This window comes from Pontimicrobium sp. MEBiC01747 (genome assembly GCF_053601635.1).
This window is the reverse complement of record NZ_JBSHNS010000167.1, coordinates 60,343-78,409: the sequence shown is the minus strand read 5'-3', so window position 1 is coordinate 78,409 and position 18,067 is coordinate 60,343. Positions and strand designations below refer to the sequence as shown.

The 18,067-nt window shown below is 33.2% G+C and carries 12 protein-coding genes; 10 read left to right on the top strand and 2 right to left on the bottom strand.

Annotation, left to right across the window (positions count from 1 at the left end; translation table 11 throughout):
- Positions 1-477 (bottom strand): 30S ribosomal protein S7, encoded by a 477-nt coding sequence (gene rpsG / locus ACVC2P_RS04930; RefSeq protein WP_452597373.1) that lies wholly within the window; start codon positions 475-477, stop codon positions 1-3.
- A gap of 23 nt (positions 478-500) precedes the next feature.
- Positions 501-875, bottom strand: a complete 375-nt coding sequence (rpsL, locus tag ACVC2P_RS04925) for a 30S ribosomal protein S12 (protein ID WP_013869047.1) — start codon at positions 873-875, stop codon at positions 501-503.
- A 179-nt stretch (positions 876-1,054) separates the two neighbouring features.
- Here rpsL and ACVC2P_RS04920 point away from each other — a divergent pair, with 179 nt between their 5' ends.
- The 10 genes from ACVC2P_RS04920 (at position 1,055) to ACVC2P_RS04875 (ending at position 18,006) form a co-directional block, all read left to right on the top strand.
- Complete coding sequence (locus ACVC2P_RS04920; RefSeq protein ID WP_452597372.1) at positions 1,055-2,749, top strand: POTRA domain-containing protein; 1,695 nt, start codon at positions 1,055-1,057, stop codon at positions 2,747-2,749.
- Between the two features lie 322 nt (positions 2,750-3,071).
- Positions 3,072-6,149 carry a SusC/RagA family TonB-linked outer membrane protein gene (locus ACVC2P_RS04915; RefSeq protein WP_452597371.1) on the top strand — a complete coding sequence of 1,026 codons (3,078 nt, stop codon included), beginning with the start codon at positions 3,072-3,074 and terminating at the stop codon, positions 6,147-6,149.
- Between the two features lie 4 nt (positions 6,150-6,153).
- The gene (locus tag ACVC2P_RS04910; RefSeq protein WP_452597370.1) at positions 6,154-7,686 is read left to right on the top strand and encodes a SusD/RagB family nutrient-binding outer membrane lipoprotein; all 1,533 of its coding nucleotides are present in this window, start codon (positions 6,154-6,156) and stop codon (positions 7,684-7,686) included.
- A 15-nt stretch (positions 7,687-7,701) separates the two neighbouring features.
- Entirely contained in the window at positions 7,702-8,511 is an 810-nt protein-coding gene (locus ACVC2P_RS04905) for a hypothetical protein (RefSeq protein ID WP_452597369.1), read from the top strand.
- An 8-nt stretch (positions 8,512-8,519) separates the two neighbouring features.
- Complete coding sequence (locus ACVC2P_RS04900; RefSeq protein ID WP_452597368.1) at positions 8,520-9,593, top strand: hypothetical protein; 1,074 nt, start codon at positions 8,520-8,522, stop codon at positions 9,591-9,593.
- Between the two features lie 401 nt (positions 9,594-9,994).
- Positions 9,995-13,090, top strand: coding sequence for a SusC/RagA family TonB-linked outer membrane protein (locus ACVC2P_RS04895; RefSeq protein ID WP_452597367.1), 3,096 nt, complete (start codon positions 9,995-9,997; stop codon positions 13,088-13,090).
- A gap of 15 nt (positions 13,091-13,105) precedes the next feature.
- Positions 13,106-14,632, top strand: coding sequence for a SusD/RagB family nutrient-binding outer membrane lipoprotein (locus ACVC2P_RS04890; RefSeq protein WP_452597366.1), 1,527 nt, complete (start codon positions 13,106-13,108; stop codon positions 14,630-14,632).
- An 18-nt stretch (positions 14,633-14,650) separates the two neighbouring features.
- A complete protein-coding gene (locus ACVC2P_RS04885; RefSeq protein WP_452597365.1) occupies positions 14,651-15,532 on the top strand; it encodes a hypothetical protein in 882 nt (293 codons plus the stop codon).
- Positions 15,533-15,548: 16 nt separating this feature from the next.
- Positions 15,549-16,313: a hypothetical protein gene (locus ACVC2P_RS04880; protein WP_452597364.1), complete on the top strand. Its 765-nt coding sequence runs from the start codon at positions 15,549-15,551 to the stop codon at positions 16,311-16,313.
- Positions 16,314-16,386: 73 nt separating this feature from the next.
- Positions 16,387-18,006 carry an aryl-sulfate sulfotransferase gene (locus ACVC2P_RS04875; protein ID WP_452597363.1) on the top strand — a complete coding sequence of 540 codons (1,620 nt, stop codon included), beginning with the start codon at positions 16,387-16,389 and terminating at the stop codon, positions 18,004-18,006.
- Positions 18,007-18,067 lie beyond the last annotated feature (61 nt).

Here is an 18,067-nt window from a genome sequence, read left to right as displayed (position 1 = left end):
TTAAAATCTAAAGTGAGAGAATGCTTTATTTGCTTCAGCCATTTTATGAGTATCTACTCTTTTCTTAACCGCTGCTCCTTCTTCCTTAGCTGCTGCTAAAATCTCTGAAGCTAAACGTTGCGCCATAGATTTCTCATTTCTTTTTCTTGAATAGTTTATTAACCATTTCATTGCTGTAGAAACTTTACGGTCTGCACGTATTGGGTTAGGAATTTGAAATGTAGCACCTCCAACTCTACGACTACGTACTTCTACGTGAGGCATAACGTTAGACAGGGCATCTTTCCATATCTCTAATGCTGTTTTTTCTTCATCTGTTTTCTTTGTGTCTACAATATCAATCGCATCGTAAAACACTTTAAAAGCCACTGACTTCTTACCATCCCACATCATCATGTTAACGAAACGAGTTACTAACTGATCGTTAAAACGTGGATCCGGCAAAAGCGGTCTTTTTTTGGCTGCTCTTTTTCTCATGTCTTCTTCTTAAAGTTTTAAAATTACTTCTTAGGGCGTTTAGCACCATACTTAGATCTACGTTGTGTACGACCATCGACACCAGCGGTATCTAATGCTCCACGTACAATGTGGTATCTAACTCCTGGTAAATCTTTTACCCTTCCACCTCTAACCAATACTATCGAGTGCTCTTGTAGGTTATGTCCTTCACCGCCAATGTATGCATTTACCTCGTTTCCGTTTGTTAAACGCACCCTTGCTACCTTACGCATTGCTGAGTTAGGTTTTTTAGGTGTCGTTGTATACACACGAGTACACACACCACGTCTTTGTGGACAAGAATCTAAAGCAGCCGATTTACTCTTCTTGGTTATTTTGGCTCTTCCTTTTCTTACTAATTGTGAAATTGTTGGCATATATATTTATATATAAATTTAATTGACCTCTTCTAAGAGGGCTGCAAAGGTAGTAATTAAAATTAAAAATTCAAATCCTAAAAGATTAATTTTCAGTAGTTTTTCAAAATTACTTAAATCTATATATTATATGTACTGTTTTTGCGTTAGTTTTACAAACCTTAATTTATAAAATTGTAGTGCAAAAAAAATCTCTGTTTTTATTAATCGTTGTTGTTTTTTATTTCAAAACAACTCATTCACAGAATCTAAATCTAGAGATTACTGGAAATGACTCCATTGAAACAAAAGTATTACATTCATACAGCTACAACAAAACTTTAGCGGATTATAATGCCATTACTAGAGAAATTGATTCTCTTAGAAAAACACTTTTTAAAGCTGGTTACATTGAAAACAGGCTATTATCTTTAAAGCGAGCAAATGATAGTTTGTTCACTTCTACCATAGCCCTTAACACAAAGTACGAAACAATAATACTTCATTATAATAATAATGAAATAGACAAAAGCATAACGGATTTAGTCTCAAATGATAATTCAGACACTCATTTTACTATTCCTTTTACTTCCACCGAAAGTGTTTTAAATTTTATTAATTCTGAAATAGCAAAGAAAGGTTTCCCTTTTACCAAACTTAAACTTTCTGAAATAAAAATAAAAGATAGTAAAACACTTGAAGCTAATATTGTTATTATTAAAGATAAGCAACAAAGAGGCCTTGATAAAATTATTATTAAAGGCTATGAAAAGTTTCCTAAATCTTACTTGAAGCGGTTTTTAAAGATTAAACCTGAAACCGTTTTTAATATTGAAGACATAAAAAAAAGGATCCAAACTTTAGACAATTTACGCTTTGCTAATACCATTAAAGAACCCGAGGTGTTATTTACAAACGATTCTACCCATTTATATTTATACATAGAAAAAACTCTCAGTAATACTTTTGATGGTTTTTTAGGTTTTAGTACAAATGAAGAAACAAATAATATAGAGTTTAACGGTTATTTAAATCTAGAATTAAATAATAATTTCAATTATGGTGAGTCCTTTAGGCTTTTATATAAGAGTGATGAAAGCGAACAAAAAAACTTCGAAGTAAGATTAAATCTCCCTTATTTATTTAGCACTCCTATTGGTACTGAATTAGAATTAAACATTTTTAAAAAGGATTCTTCTTTTACAACTATTAACAAAAAAGCTAAGCTTTATTATCAGTTAGACGCAAAAAGCAAAGTATTTCTAGGGATTGACACTACAGAATCTAATAATCTTCTTGATAGCGAAAATTCTTTTAACGTTGATGATTATAAATCAAGGTTTTATATATTAAAATATGATTTTGAAAATAGGCGCAATTACAACAGACTTTTTCAAATTAATTCTCTTGTAAATATTGAAGTTGGTTTTGGAAGCAGAGACTTAAATAATACAACAGAACAACAAACTAAAGTTGCACTGAATGCCCATCATATTTTTAATTTAAATGAAAGCAATAGTATTTTTTTAAGGCTTAATGGCGCCTTACTCACTTCAGATTCTTTTTTAGAAAATGAATTAATTCGTTTTGGTGGCATTAACTCAATTAGAGGATTTCAAGAGAACAGCTTAGCCGCTACTCTATTTGGAGTATTAAATACAGAGTATCGTTACAAATTAAGCAATAGCATATATGTGCATTCTATTATAGATTATTCTAGACTAGAAAATAAAGTCACTGTTCAAAATGAAAATCTATATGGGTTCGGTCTTGGATTTGGTATTATAACTAAAGCCGGGTTACTTAAATTTAATTTTGCTAATGGAAAGACTCAAGATCAAAAATTCAAATTCTCAAACTCTAAGATTCATTTAAGTTTAGTCGCTATTTTTTAAGAATTACTCAAAAAATAACTCTTAATATTAAATTTAACACACAAAACTTTGTTTTATTTAGTTATTATATGTAATTTTTCACTGGACTATTTCACATAAAACCCGAGTTTGATTAATTAAACAATTAATTTAAAGCGAGTTACAATACTATCCCCCTTAACCACCCTTATTATAGTATTGTTTCAAAATCTTATTACATCTTAACTACACAGATTTTGTCTGTTTGTATGCTTACACACCAAATTTTAGCATACAAAACTAGCATTTATACAACTCTATTTATTGTATGAATCAGACTCGAGGTAAAACAGTAAAAACTAATATGAAAACAAAAACTAGTGTAATTTTAACGCTATTTCTAGCGTTAGCTGTGCAATTATCTTTAGCACAAGAAAAAAAAATCACGGGAGTAGTCTCCGATCAAGACGGAATACCCCTTCCCGGTGTTAACATTATTGAAAAGGACACCAGTAATGGTACACAGAGCGATTTTGATGGAAACTACACCCTAGATATTGGTGTAGGAAAAACTATTATTTTCTCTTCTCTAGGCTACAAAACAATAGAGCAAATTGTAGGAGCGTCTAGCGTTATTAATATAACTATGACAGAAGAAGCTTCAGCTTTAGAAGAAATTTTAATTACTGGAGCGGTAGGTATAAAAAGAAAACCAGACGAAATAACAACCGCATACGAAAATGTAAAAGCTGAAGAAATTGTTGCTGCTAACAATCCAGATGCTGTACAATCATTAGCAGGTAAGGTTTCGGGATTACAAATTAACACAACCAATACAGGTGTAAACCCTACAACCTCGATTAGATTGAGAGGAACACGATCTTTATCTGGATCAAACTCTGCATTAGTAGTAATAGATAACGTTATTTCTTCTGCTGGGATTCTTTCAGATTTAGATCCAGAAATTATAGAATCTATCAATGTAATAAAAGGCCCTAATGGTGCTGCCCTTTATGGTTCCAGAGGTGGTAATGGAGTTATAGTAGTTACTACAAAAAAAGGAACCAAAAACAAAGGAAAAGTAAATGTTAGCCTATCTAGCACAGTTACGTTTGAAGACATTGCGTTTTTACCTCAATTACAAGATCGATTCGGAAAAGGTTATTGGGGAGAAATTGATGCTTTCGATCAAGGTTCTTGGGGGCCAGAATACGATGGCTCTTTACAACCTGTTGGCTTACCCTACCCCACTGTTAATGATTTTAGATACGAAAGATACTCTTTTAAAAAAGATAATATAAAAGCATTTTTCGAAACTGGTACTGCTCTACAAAATACAATTACTGTTTCTGGCGGAGATAGCGAAGGTTTTTACTCACTTACAGCTAACAGAAGAAAAACAGATGGTATTATAGGTAGGGATACTTATAAAAAAGATTTTTTTGCATTAAGTGCTGGTAAAACATTTGGAAAACTGTCTCTCTCAGGAAATGCGCGTTTAACTAACGAAGATCAAAATGTTTCTAATGGCGTTTACGCTCAATTATCTCAAGCTCCAAGTGATATAGATATTTCTCAATTTTCATCAGGAAGCAACGCCGATCATTGGACAGCTTTTGGAAACAGCCCTTATTGGGTAAGAAACAACCAAAGAGCAGAATCTAGAAACATTAGAGCAGATTTATCCGCAGAAATTAGCTACAAGTTTAATGACAATATTAGTACTATCTTAAGAAGTAATATTGTAACTAACAGCGGAAACGGTATACAATATGTTAATGATTATGTAGAGACCTATACTGTAACTGGTGATGGTAGGGATATACAATCTACCCTAACAGTAAATAGTAATAATTCGAGAACATTATATACAGATTTAATAACCAATTTCAATTATCAATTAACTGAAGATATTGGTTTAAAATCGTTAATAGGTTTTAATGCTACCGAAGCTAATGCTTTTGGTCAATCTACTAATGGCTCTCAATTAACGCTGCCTGGACTATATACTGTAGAAAATATATCTAACGGAATCAATGTTACTGATTTTACAAGAAAATCCAGACAACAATCTGTATATGTAAATGCAGATTTTAGCTATAAAGACTACTTATTTTTAAACTTAGCAGCTAGGCAAGAATGGGATTCTAGATTACAGTCTCCTGGAAGATCTGTTGAAGATATAGGCTTCTTATATGGTTCTGCTGGAATATCTTTTATACCTACAAAGGCATTTCCTGAGTTAAAAGGAGACATTTTACATAAAATGAAAGTTTCTGGAGGTTATGTAAAAGTAGCTAATATTTCTGCTCTAGGACCTCACGACTTATTCGATACAGGTTTTAGACCTGGAGCATTCCCTTTCCCTAGTGGCGTGAATTCTTTTTTAATTCCCACTACAACATTTGACAATGCAATTGAGCCTGAATTTATTAATACATACGAGATGAATATTAATTTAGAGTTCTTAAGACGTAAAGGCACACCTCGAATTACTTTAGATGGTAGCTATTCATTTTACACAAACAACAACCAAATACTAAGTGCTTCAGTTTCTAGCGCAACTAGTGTATTTAGCGCTGGTATAAACGTAGGAAAAACAGAAACTAATGCTTATGAGTTAGATTTAGGATTAACTCCTATTAAGTCTGATGATTTTAGATGGGATTTAAATGTTAGTTATGCTTCACAAAAAACAATAGCAACTAAAATAACTGACGATTCTGACACATTAGGAGCTGGTTCTCCAGGCATATACGCTATACAAGGTCAAGAATTTCCTTTAATACAAGGTAGTGCATACGAAAGAGATGAACAAGGAAGAGTCCTTATAGATGCAAATGGGGTTCCAAGAATAGCTTCTGGTTTAAAAGTTTTAGGTAAAACAACACCAGATTATATTCTAAATTTTGGTACAGAGATTACTTATAAAGGATTTAGATTAAGCGCTACTGCAGATTACAGAACTGGCCATGTTTTCTATTCTGGAATATACAACAACTTAACAGGACAAGGGCGCTCGTTTATAACCGCAGAAAATGGCAGAGGACATTTTATTTTCCCAAACTCATCTGTAGCTGGTTCTGGTGTTTCAAATACAACCGTATTAACTGGTCCATCATATAGTGCTTCAAATCCATATAGAGCATATCAATCTTTTATACAAAGTCCAAACTTTTTAGGAGTTGATGAAAACTTTATTTTAGATGCAACAGCTTTTAAACTTAGAGAAGTTGCATTAAGCTACACCTTACCTAGTGAGTGGTTAGAAAGCACATTTATTAATGGACTTTCACTTGGTGTAAGCGGAAGAAACTTACTTGTAGTCACACCAAAAGAGAATAGAGGTTATAATGATCCTGAAATTGGATCTGGAATTGGTGGATTCGGACAAACTCCTCCTACCAAATTTTACTCAATGAATGTAAAACTTAATTTCTAGAAAAATGAAACAAATAAATACCATATACAAAATCTTTCTAATTGCAATTGTTATCTCAATTTCAACAGCATGTGAAGACGTTTTAGTAAACGAAGATCCCAACGGCACAGTCATTAACGAACTCTCACCAGAAGTTATACTCCCTGGAGCGCAAACAGTTCCTGCCGCTGTACTTATGACACGAATGAATGAATTAGGAAACACTATGATTGCCACATGGTCTGGAAACACCCAACAAATTCAAGCACCCTATTTTAGTGAATTTCAATTTCAACTATCTACAGATTTTTATAGCGATATCTGGGATGGCTTAATGGCTAGAACCGGTAACCTAACCCAAATAATCAATACAGAAATACCAGGCAATTACGATTATCATAAAGGTGTTTCTAAGATATATAGAGCATTTTTCTTCCAATATTTAGTTGATTTATATGGAGATATTCCATTTTCCGAAATTCATCAAAGAGGTGGAAATCTATTTCCTAAGTATGATAAGCAAGAAGAAATATACATCTCATTAATTACTCAAATTAACGATGCTATAGATCAAATAAATACTACAAATGCAGCTTCAGTAATTCCTTTAGGATCAAATGATGTTATAATGAATGGCAATATAGATAAATGGATTAGGTTTGGAAACAGTCTTAAATTAAGAATGTTATTACGTATAAACGATTATGCAGTAGCTAATCCTAACGAAAATGATATCCTAGCATTTGTTAATAGTGAATTTGTAAAACTAAATGATCCTAGCACTAACTTTCTTGGTATAGGAGATGATGTTACTATAAATCCTGGTTACGCAGACCAAGCAGGAAGAATGAATCCGTTTGCAGCTACATTTGGCTATAACCCTGGTGAATTTGGAAATGATGCCAGTGCAACATTTTCTAATAGAAGAGCTGGCCCAACAACTTTTTTAGTTGAATTCTTAGATGGCACAACCACAAATGTAATAGATAATAGATTAAATAGACTTTACGCGCTTAGAGGTTCGCAAATCACAATACAAGGAAATACTCAAGGAGGTAATGGACAGCCTTCTCGTATAGGACCAGGTTTGTTATCTTCTCCCGATCAAGATGGTTATATTATGACAGCTTCAGAATCTCTATTCTTACAATCTGAAGCAGTACATAAATCACTTTTAAATAGTGGAGATGCAAAAGGATTGTTTCAATCTGCAATTACAGCTTCTTTCAATAGACTTGGAGCTACTTTAGGTAGTTATCTTACAGATTCTAATACTGTAGATAAAATTGGTTGGGATGGCACTTCAAATAAGTTGGAAGCAATTATCACTCAAAAGTGGCTTGATCTAGGAGGAACTAATGGTATAGAAACATGGATAGAATTTACAAGAACAGGATTTCCAAGCAATATGCCGCTTCCAGACATTGCTACTAGACCTAGTAGGCCAAATAGATTATTATACCCTACTTCTGAATATACTGGAAATTCTCAAAATGTAAATGCATTTAATCAAACCGTTGAATCTGCATTTAACACCAAAGTGTTTTGGGATCTATAAATAAAAAATAAAATCATGAAAAAAATAAAATTATTACTCATTATATTAATAACGTCTTCTTTGACATCCTCATGTCTTGTAGACGATGAGCAATCACAACAAGAAGTTAATCAAGCAAACACTCCTATTGTTGTAGGTTTTACAGAATCGGTAGTAACTATAAGTCATTTTTCAGACATAGGTACTATTGAAAACATAATCCGAATGTCGTTTCTAGGAGGCGGGAAAGGTTTCGCTGAAACAGATTTAAATATTCCTTTTACTATTGACCCTGCAAGCACAGCACAACAAGGTGTAGAATTTAATTTAAACACATCTAGCATAACGCTTCCAGCTCAAAGAGATTTTGGAGAGTTAATACTAAATGTCAACACTGGTAATTTCAATCCAGACTCACCTACAGAACTTATATTAAACTTAACACCAGAAGATATTGCAGAAACTACAGATGCTCAGCAATCTATAAAACTAATATTCATAGGGTGTCAATCTGGTATTGCTGGGACATATACAAACCCCGATTTACCATCTGGAGCAGGAGGTGTTACTAATTTCACAGAAACTGCACCTAACAATTTCATTTTTACGATGCCATTTTTAGGTACTGGCGGCGGTGTCAACCCTATTTCTATGACATTAGTTGATATTTGTGGAGATATTACACTTACTGGTTGGCAATTTGACACAGCATTATCGGGCAATGTATCGCTTAACAATACAACAGGTGAAATAACAATAGACAATTTAATCATTTATAATGGTGCTACTGTAGATCCAGATGATGTTTGGTTCGACTTAGGCAGTTCTACATATACACCTCAATAAAAACAACTATGAAAAATATTATAACAAAATTTATGACACTAACAGCTTTTGCTGTTATTGCTATCTCATTATACTCTTGTGAAGATGATGATACACTAGAAAAGAAAGGCAAACCTAAATTAGTACTTCAAAACAACACAGTTACAGTTACAGAAGGTGAAACTGCTGTTTTTAATATGGTATTAGATTATGCTGTTGACACAAAAATAGACCTTAGAATAGATGTCTTAGATGAAAACAATAATCCTATACCAGTTGGAGAAGTATTAAATGGAAATGGTTTTAACTTATTCGACCTTGACAATATCGATTTCCCTATTCACCCAAATGAAGCTAATTTTCAAGTAGCTCCATGCAGTGAGTTATCAGGTACAATGTTTAGAAGTTGGTTTGGAGGAGGAGAATTCTCGTTTGGATATTTAGGCGGTTCAGGCTATTACACCTGTTATGAACCATTTCAAGAGAATTTGCAATTAAACATAAAAACCAAAGGAGACTTAATAGATAATGGAGCTAGGTCTGTTAAATTTAGAATATCATCTACGTCTAATTTAGAAGCAATTATAGATGAAATTATAACAGTTAATATAGAAGATGCTCCTGTAGAAGATTTAATTATGAATCTTAAATGGGACGGAAACTATTTAGGAACCACAGACCCTTGCGATGTAAATAATGGTATAGATATGGATTTAGAACTATATTTAGATGGTACTTTCGTAGCCTTTAGCTATAATGATTGCCCAGAATCTATAACAATCCCTGCAAATGCTCCTGATGCTCTTTACAGAATAGACGCAAGCTTATGGACAACAAATGGAAACATGGCGAGCGGTAATATTCCTGCTATTTTAGAATTTAACAAAGCTGGAGCCTTTAATAATCAACAAGATCTTTCTAGCTTATTCATAATAAATAATGGAGGCCTTAATGATGGAAACACCAATGCTATAACATCTTTCTTTATCGAAAAAGAAGGAGCAACATATATTATTAAAGATCCAAATGCTGTTTTAGTAGCATCTGGAAAAACGTTACAATCCATTTCTATTGAAGAAAAGAAAGATTTAAAAGAAAAATAAGCATCTTAATTTAGCCTTTATAGCTAAATAAGACTCAATTTTATCAATACCCCCAAAAGTTAAATACTAATTTGGGGGTATTCTTTTTCATAAAATTTACATAAAACTTGCTCAATAAAGACCTTTGACTATAGTTATTTGAAAATGCTAATAAAACTACTATCCATTTTTAGCACTTATTAGCATAAAAACCCTTAATAATGACAGCTATTCAGAATAACCTGTAGAGTTTTAAATTATTTTCAAAACTTTAACAAACCCTAAATAGCATTAGTTTTAGGCGTATTATTGATGCTTATTGCTAAAATTAACACTCGATATCAAAAAAATGTACTAAAAAAATTGTTTTATTAACATTAAATTAGGATTTTTGGCCTAGACTAATTCAAATAAATTATAAAATGAAAACAAAGTTTAGTGGAATTTTAACGCTATTTCTAGCGTTTGTTGTGCAACTAACGTTCGCACAAGAAAAATCAATTTCAGGAACGATATCCGATGAAAACGGATTACCGATGCCTGGAGTAAGTGTTCTTGTTGTTGGTACAAGTAACGGTACACAAACAGATTTTGATGGTAATTACTCATTATCTGCAAGTACAGGAGATGTTATACAATACTCTTCTATAGGTTACAAGACTGTAGATAAAACAGTAGGAGCATCAAATAATATCAGTTTTGGTATGGAGGTTGATGTTACAGCTATAGATGAAGTTGTAATTACAGCACTTGGTATTAAAAGAAAGAAAGATCAAGTAACTTCTGCTTATCAAGAAGTGAAAACAGAAGAATTAGTTAAAGCTAACAACCCTAGTGTTGTTAATGGTTTAGCTGGTAAAGTATCTGGTTTACAAATTACACAAAACTCTAATGGTGTAAGTGGAGGAACTAGAATCGTTCTTCGTGGAGACCGTTCTATATCTGGTAATAACCAAGCATTAGTAGTTATTGATGGTGCTATATCTAGTACTACTTTCTTAAATGCAATAGATCCTAACCAAATTGAAACTGTAAACGTTATCAAGGGTGCTGCCGGTGCTGCATTATATGGTTCACAAGGATCAAATGGTGTTATCGTTGTTACGACTAAAAAAGTAACTAAAGGAGAAAAAATGACTGTTAGAATAAGTAGTTCTTTAGATATCGAAACAGTTGCTTTTGTTCCTGAAAAACAAACAAGATACGGACAAGGATGGGATTTAGGAAATGGTTTTGAAAACGTAATCTATGAAAATGGAGGATGGGGACCAGAATTCGATGGACAAATTGTTCCTGTAGGTTTACCACAAGCTGATGGTACATTCATTACTGCTCCTTACTCTTCAAGAGGAAGTGATCATGTTAAAGAATTCTTTAGCACTGGTTTAACTAGACAAAATTCTTTCTCTGTTTCTTCAGGAAACGCTGACGGTTACTTAACTCTTGGTGGAAGAAATGTAAGACAAGGATTTATCATCCAAGGTGATGATCGTAAAAGAAATACTTTTACTTTTAACGCAGGTAAAACTGCTGGTAAATGGTCTGCATCTGCTAACATAATTTACACTAACACTACTGTAGAGAGACATAACGGAAACTTATATACTCAGTTATTACAATCTGCAACAAATATTCCTATTGAAAGTTTTGCTAATTCAGGAAATGAAGGACACTGGAATGCTTATTTCACAAACCCATACTGGAACTTAGTAAACCAAAGATCTAAAGGTGAAAGTAATAATATTAGTTTAGGTGGTGAGTTAGGCTTCCAAGTAAATGATAACATTTCTTTAAAATTATTAAGTAATGCTAGAATTAACGATGGTAGTGGATTAAGTTACCAAAATGCATATGTTGAGCCTCAAGAAATTAGAGATAACACAGGTGCTGACAGATCATTAGGAGATAATTTCTCTTACAACAACTCAAGAAGTTCTCAGTACTATACTGATTTATTTATTAACTTAGATTACATGTTAACTGAAGATATTTCTTTTGCAGCTAACTTAGGGGTTAACAACCAATACTTTAAGAGTAGCTTTGCAGGAGTTGGAGGTTCTGGATTAACTATACCTGGTATCTATTCTTCATTTAACATTAATGATTTAAATAATACTACTCCTTCAGATAATAGATCTACAAGATCAAGAATTGCAGCATTTGCAAACTTAGATTTCGGATATAAAGATTTCTTATTCTTAAATATAACAGGAAGAAATGACTGGACTTCAGTTTTAGCTAAGTCTAACCAATCTTTCTTCTACCCTTCTGCTAGTTTAGCGTTTGTTCCTACAAAGGCTTTTGAAAACTTTGGAGGTGATGTTTTAAATTACTTAAAATTAACTGCTGCTTACGTAAAAGTAGGTAATGATGGTGGAATTGGAGCATATGCAATACAGCCAACATTTAACCAAGCACCAGGTTTCCCAATTGGAGGACAAAACTCTTTTGTTGTTGACCAAACAATTACAGATCCATTATTAGAGCCTGAATTTTTAACAACTCAAGAATTTGGTCTTAATGCAGGATTCCTTAAAGATAGAATTACATTAGATGCTAGTTACTCTGTATTCCAAGGAGATAACCAAATTACAGGAGTTGCAGCATCTGCAGCATCTGGAATTAACAGATCAACAATTAACATTGCAGAAACTAAAGGTCAAGCTTTAGAATTTGATTTAGGTGTTAAAGTAATCAAAACAGAAGATATTAACTTTGATGTAAATATTGGATATAGTACTACTAAAAATGAAGTATTAGCTGTTACTGATCAAGTTGATCAAGTATCTTTAGGTGGTTTCACAGGTTTTGCTGAAGTTTTTGCTATCAAAGGAGAGCAATTCCCAGTAATTCAATCTAACTATTATGAAAGAGATCCTCAAGGACGTGTTTTAATTGACCCATCTAATGGTAACCCAATTGAAGCTTCTGGACTTAAAATAATGGGAAGAACTACACCTAAGCATATTGTAAACTTAAATACTTCTTTTAGATATAAAGGATTTACATTATCTGCAACAATGGACTACAGAACTGGTCACGTATTTTACTCAGATACTAAATCTAACTTAACTTGGTCAGGTCACGCAGTAGAAACAGCTCAAGGTGGTCGTGGTGCTTTCATATTCCCTAACTCGGCAATAGAAACATCTCCAGGAGTATATGAAGCTAATACAAGTGTTCCTTCTGCTAGTACAGGAGCAGGTTCTTACATTAACTTCTTTGGTAACTACAGAAACGTAGGTGAAAACCACGTATTAGATGCAACTGCATTTAAAGTAAGAGAATTAACTTTAAGCTATGATGTTAATAAAGATTTCTTTAAAAACACTTTTATTACAGGTCTTAAAATAAGCGCTACAGCTAGAAACCCAATTACTATTTTACCATCTGAAAACAGAGGATATGGTGATCCAGAATCAGGTTTCTCAACTGGTAACGCACAAGGTATTACTACACAAGGGGGTAACTTACCTCCAACTAGAACTTTTGGTTTAGGACTTAACTTAACATTTTAATAAAAATTGAAAAAGATGAAAAAATATTTAAAAACAGGACTATTCCTATTTGCTTTAGGTTTATCTGTTGTTTCATGTGAGAGTACATTAGATATAAATCAATCTGAAGTAACGGCAACAACAGACTTAGTTAGTCCAAAATTACTTTTAGCTGGAGCTATTCAAGCCCCAAGAGCTAGATATGAAGTAACAACCAGCGAACTGGGTAGTATATTAATGCAACAGTGGGGTGGTGATATTAATAACGTAACTGGAGGTTTTCAAGATGAGTTTAGATTAAACTTCACTCAAAATTTCACACCAGGATCTATTATATGGAGAGATTTATTTAGAGGAATGGGAACATTCCAAGCGATCATTGATAATCCAGATTCAGCTTTTAATAATTACAAAGCGATCTCTATGATTAATAAGTCTTATTACTTCCAAGTATTAACAGATTTATATGGAAATATACCTTACTCTCAAGCTTTACAGTTTGGATTAAATATATCTCCTGCTTATGATGATGCTCAATCTATCTACAGAGATTTAATAGTACAATTAGATGCAGCTATTGCAATTTTAGAAAACTCAGGTGATTATCTTCCAGTTGGAACTGAAGATACTGTATTTAATGGAGATGCTAATGGTTGGATTCAAGTAGCAAATACTTTAAAATTAAGAATTTTATTAAGACAATCTGAATTAGCTGGTACAGATGCTGAAACTGCAACTTATTTAACAGAGCAATTTGCAGCATTATCAACTAACTTTTTAACAACAGATGCAACATTAAATCCTGGTTATGCTGCTGCTGCAGGTCAACAAAACCCGTTTTGGAATAACTATGGAACAACTGCTACAGGTGAACCAACTTTTGATAACGACTTCATTGTACCATCAGACTACATGGTTAAGTTCTTAAGAGGTGAAGCTACTCAAGATGGTGTTGCTACTGGTACTTTAGATCCAAGATTAGTAAGAATGTATGAGCCAGTAGGTGATCCAGCTGAAGGTTCATATACTGCTGGAGATATTAATGGTGTTGTTCAAGGAGCAACTTCTGGTCCTGAATTTTCTGAATTAGGTCCTGGATTAAGATTCTCTGCAGAACAAGATAGTTATTTCTTTACTGCTGCTGAAAGTTTCTTCTTACAAGCTGAAGCTGCTCACAAAGGTTACATCACAGGTAATGCACAAGCTTTATTCCACAGTGGAATTACTGCTTCATTTAACTTACTTGGTGCAACTGGAGCTGCTGCTTACATCGGTTCAACAGAAAATACTAATTTAGTAGGTTGGTCTGGTTCTTCTAATAAAATAGAAGCTATAATGACTCAGAAATGGATTGCTCTTTGTGGAATTAATGCTATTGAATCATTTATTGATTATAACAGAACTGGTTTTCCAGCTGTTCCTTTATCTTTAATTGCAGAACAATCTCAATTACCATATAGAATGTTATACCCAGCATCTGAGTATTCAACAAATTCTGCTAACGTTCCTAATCAACCATCTTCTGAGGCTTTCTCTAGCAAGATTTTCTGGGATGTTAACTAACAAAAAAAAATGAAAAATATGAAAAATTTTAAAAAATTATCAGTACTGTTACTAGCTGCGCTAGTGAGTGTGTCGTGTATTGTAGACGACGAAAATGACAATGGATTCCAATCTAGTATTTACACTGTAGGATTCGCTCAAAAAACTGCTACAAACAGTTATTTCGCTGACGAAGGTGTTGTTACAAAAGAATATCCTGTAAACCTTTTAGGAGGTCAAAGTGGGACATTACCATCTGGAGATATAACAGTAAACTTTGCAGTTAATACTGCATTATCAACTGCTACAGAAGGTGTTGAATTTGATTTACCATTACCAGGTACTCTTGTTTTACCACAAGGTTCAACTTTTGTTCAGTTTCCTATAAACATAAACACAGGAAGTTTTGATTCAGAAACACCAACTTCAGTTTTTATAGATTTAACATCTAATCAAGCTGGTACACAGATATCTGATATTAACAAAACTATTGAAATAAAATTTGTAGGTTGTTTAGCAACTATAGATCAATTCTCTTATTCATTAAGATTTGATTACACTAATTTAGATGGAGATTTATTACAATACAATGCTAATGATGTTCATACCTTTACTGGTACTGGTGTTCCAAATAGTTTCTTATCTGATAGTACTCCACCATGGGGACCAAATGGATTATTTACGCCTTTAGCACCACCTGCTGATAGAAATGGATATATTATGGATGTTGTTTGTGGAGATGTATTTATTGTATCTCAGAACTTAGGTAATTTCTACTCTAACACGGTTGAAGGTAGAGCTGGTTCTACTAATCCTGCTGGATATGTTGATGAAATTACAGGTGATATACATGTAACTTTTGATGTATGTGCTTCTGGAAGCTGTAGAAAATTAGATAACGTAGTATATACTAGATTATAATTTAAAAATGAAAATCATGAAATTAAATAAAATAACACTTTTAACATTCATAGCTTCAGCTTTTATGTTAACATCTTGTGTAGATGACGATTTAGATGGTTTAGACGCTCAGCCTAAACCTACTGCTACTACTTCAGTGACAGCTTTAACTGTTCTTGAAGGGCAGTCTGATGTAATTCCTTTTACACTTAGTAGAGCTCTTTCTGTACCTTCTCAATTTAAAATTGAACTTGTAGGAGGAAGCGGAACTCAAGACGATATCTCTAGTGGAGATCAAGATACTGATGCAGATACAGGAATTCCTCATGTAGGTTTTGAAATTACTGTTCCTGCTTATGTTAGTACTTTTGACATCCCTGTATCAGCAATGCTTGATACGAACTGTGAGTCTGATGAAAACATTCAGCTTAAAATAACTGCTGCTGGAGTAAGAACTGCTATAACTCCATCTAGTAATGGGTATCTTATCGATTTAACTATTCCTAATGTACCAACATGGAAAATTGTTGGTAACGATAGTTACGGAGATGGTTGGAATGGAGCATCTATTGATGTTACTGTAGATGGTACAACAACTAGTTACGCTGTTGAAGGAGATACAGAAGAATTCTTTATCCCGATCCCAACAGGTTCTACTTACTCTTTTGCTTTTTCAAGTGGAGACTGGGATGGTGAAATCACTTACGAAATCACTGATCCAAACGGAAACGTTTTTAATGGAGGACCTTCTCCTGCAGTTGGAGAAATAACTAGTGGTACTAGTAATGGATGTTCTAACTAAGAAAACCATTAAAATATAAATGTAAAAACCACCTCAATTGAGGTGGTTTTTTTATTTTTACAAAAAACTGGAAATGAAAAAAATATTATGCTTATTAGTTATACTATCTTTTAATAGTTTGCATGCACAAAATACAGTTGGTGTTATAACAAATGAAAATAGCTCCTATGATGGCCTTACTCTTTTTACACCTGTAAGGTCTACAGAGACTTATTTAATAAACAATTGTGGTGAAGTAATAAATCAATGGTCTAGTACTGTAACAGCAGGAAACGCTGTATACTTATTAGAAAATGGAAATTTACTACGTGCTGGTAAAATTGCCAACGCCGATATTACTTTTGGAGGTGTTGGCGGTAAGGTAGAACTTTATGATTGGGATGGAAATTTATTATGGGAATATACCTACTCCAGCCCAACAGTTTCTCAACACCACGATGTGTTCCCTCTTCCTAACGGTAATATATTAATGTTAGCAGTTACCACCATGGATATGAATGAAGCCATAGAAGCGGGAAGAGATCCTTCAAAATTAGCAGAAAACAAATTGTTTAATGAACAAATACTAGAGTTAGAACCTGTTGGTACAGATCAAGCAAATGTTGTTTGGGAATGGAATATAAAAGACCATTTAGTACAAGATTTTGATGCTACAAAAAGTAATTTTGGTGTTATCGCAGATAACCCACAATTATTAGATATTAATTTTTTAAACTTATCAACCTCCAATGCAAATTGGTTACATGTTAACTCTATTCAATATAATGAAACATTAGACCAGATCGTTTTAAGTTCTCGTAATTTAAGTGAAATTTTTATAATAGATCATTCTACAACAACTGTTGAAGCTGCATCAAATACTGGAGGAACATATGGTAAAGGAGGAGATTTTTTATATAGATGGGGCAACCCAGAATCGCATGATAAAGGGACTGCCGCAGATAGAACTTTAGATGGACAACATTATCCTCACTGGATACCAGATGGGTTAACAGACGCTGGTAAATTGATGATCTATAACAACGGTAATACAACCTCTGCTTCTTCAGTAGACATAATTGCACCTGTAACGTCTGCGCCTGGTGTCTATGTCTTTGACGCAACAAATGGTTATGGTCCAACTGCAGCCGAATGGCAATACATGGCTACACCTCCTACTGATTTTTTCTCTGCTATACTATCAAGTGGCCAAAGATTACCCAATGGTAATACTTTAATTTGTGATGGTGATTCTGGTTATTTCTTTGAAATCGATTCTAGTAATAATATTGTATGGGAGTATATAAATCCTGATACTGTTTCTGGTATTGTATCTCAAGGAGACACAGCAACACAGAATATTGTATTTAGAGCTTTTAAATACCCAATGGATTATTCTGGTTTTACAGGAGTAGATTTAACACCAGGAACACCTATTGAATTAAATCCATCTGATTGTAATCTTTTGAGTGTAACTGAACATGATTTATTAAATGCATCTACTAAACTGTATCCTAACCCTGTAGAAAATATTTTAAATATTAATTCTAAAAATACTATCGAAAAAGTTGAAGTATACAGCATACAGGGTCAATTAATGGCTACATACTTAAATCAAACTAGTATAGATTTAAATACTATTAAACCTGGTATTTATTTACTAAAATTATACTCTAATAAGAGTTTAATTACTAAAAAAATTATTAAGCAATAAAAATCTTTTTAGTATTATACATAGAAGAGGCTGATTTTTTCAGTCTCTTTTTTTATACCTT

Bases quoted from the DNA above. Each gene is read 5' to 3' on its own strand.
- rpsG (WP_452597373.1), bottom strand. From the start codon at position 477: ATGAGAAAAAGAGCAGCCAAAAAAAGACCGCTTTTGCCGGATCCACGT.
- rpsL (WP_013869047.1), bottom strand. From the start codon at position 875: ATGCCAACAATTTCACAATTAGTAAGAAAAGGAAGAGCCAAAATAACC.
- ACVC2P_RS04915 (WP_452597371.1), top strand. From the start codon at position 3,072: ATGAAAACAAAAACTAGTGTAATTTTAACGCTATTTCTAGCGTTAGCT.
- ACVC2P_RS04910 (WP_452597370.1), top strand. From the start codon at position 6,154: ATGAAACAAATAAATACCATATACAAAATCTTTCTAATTGCAATTGTT.
- ACVC2P_RS04905 (WP_452597369.1), top strand. From the start codon at position 7,702: ATGAAAAAAATAAAATTATTACTCATTATATTAATAACGTCTTCTTTG.
- ACVC2P_RS04900 (WP_452597368.1), top strand. From the start codon at position 8,520: ATGAAAAATATTATAACAAAATTTATGACACTAACAGCTTTTGCTGTT.
- ACVC2P_RS04895 (WP_452597367.1), top strand. From the start codon at position 9,995: ATGAAAACAAAGTTTAGTGGAATTTTAACGCTATTTCTAGCGTTTGTT.
- ACVC2P_RS04890 (WP_452597366.1), top strand. From the start codon at position 13,106: ATGAAAAAATATTTAAAAACAGGACTATTCCTATTTGCTTTAGGTTTA.
- ACVC2P_RS04885 (WP_452597365.1), top strand. From the start codon at position 14,651: ATGAAAAATTTTAAAAAATTATCAGTACTGTTACTAGCTGCGCTAGTG.
- ACVC2P_RS04880 (WP_452597364.1), top strand. From the start codon at position 15,549: ATGAAATTAAATAAAATAACACTTTTAACATTCATAGCTTCAGCTTTT.
- ACVC2P_RS04875 (WP_452597363.1), top strand. From the start codon at position 16,387: ATGAAAAAAATATTATGCTTATTAGTTATACTATCTTTTAATAGTTTG.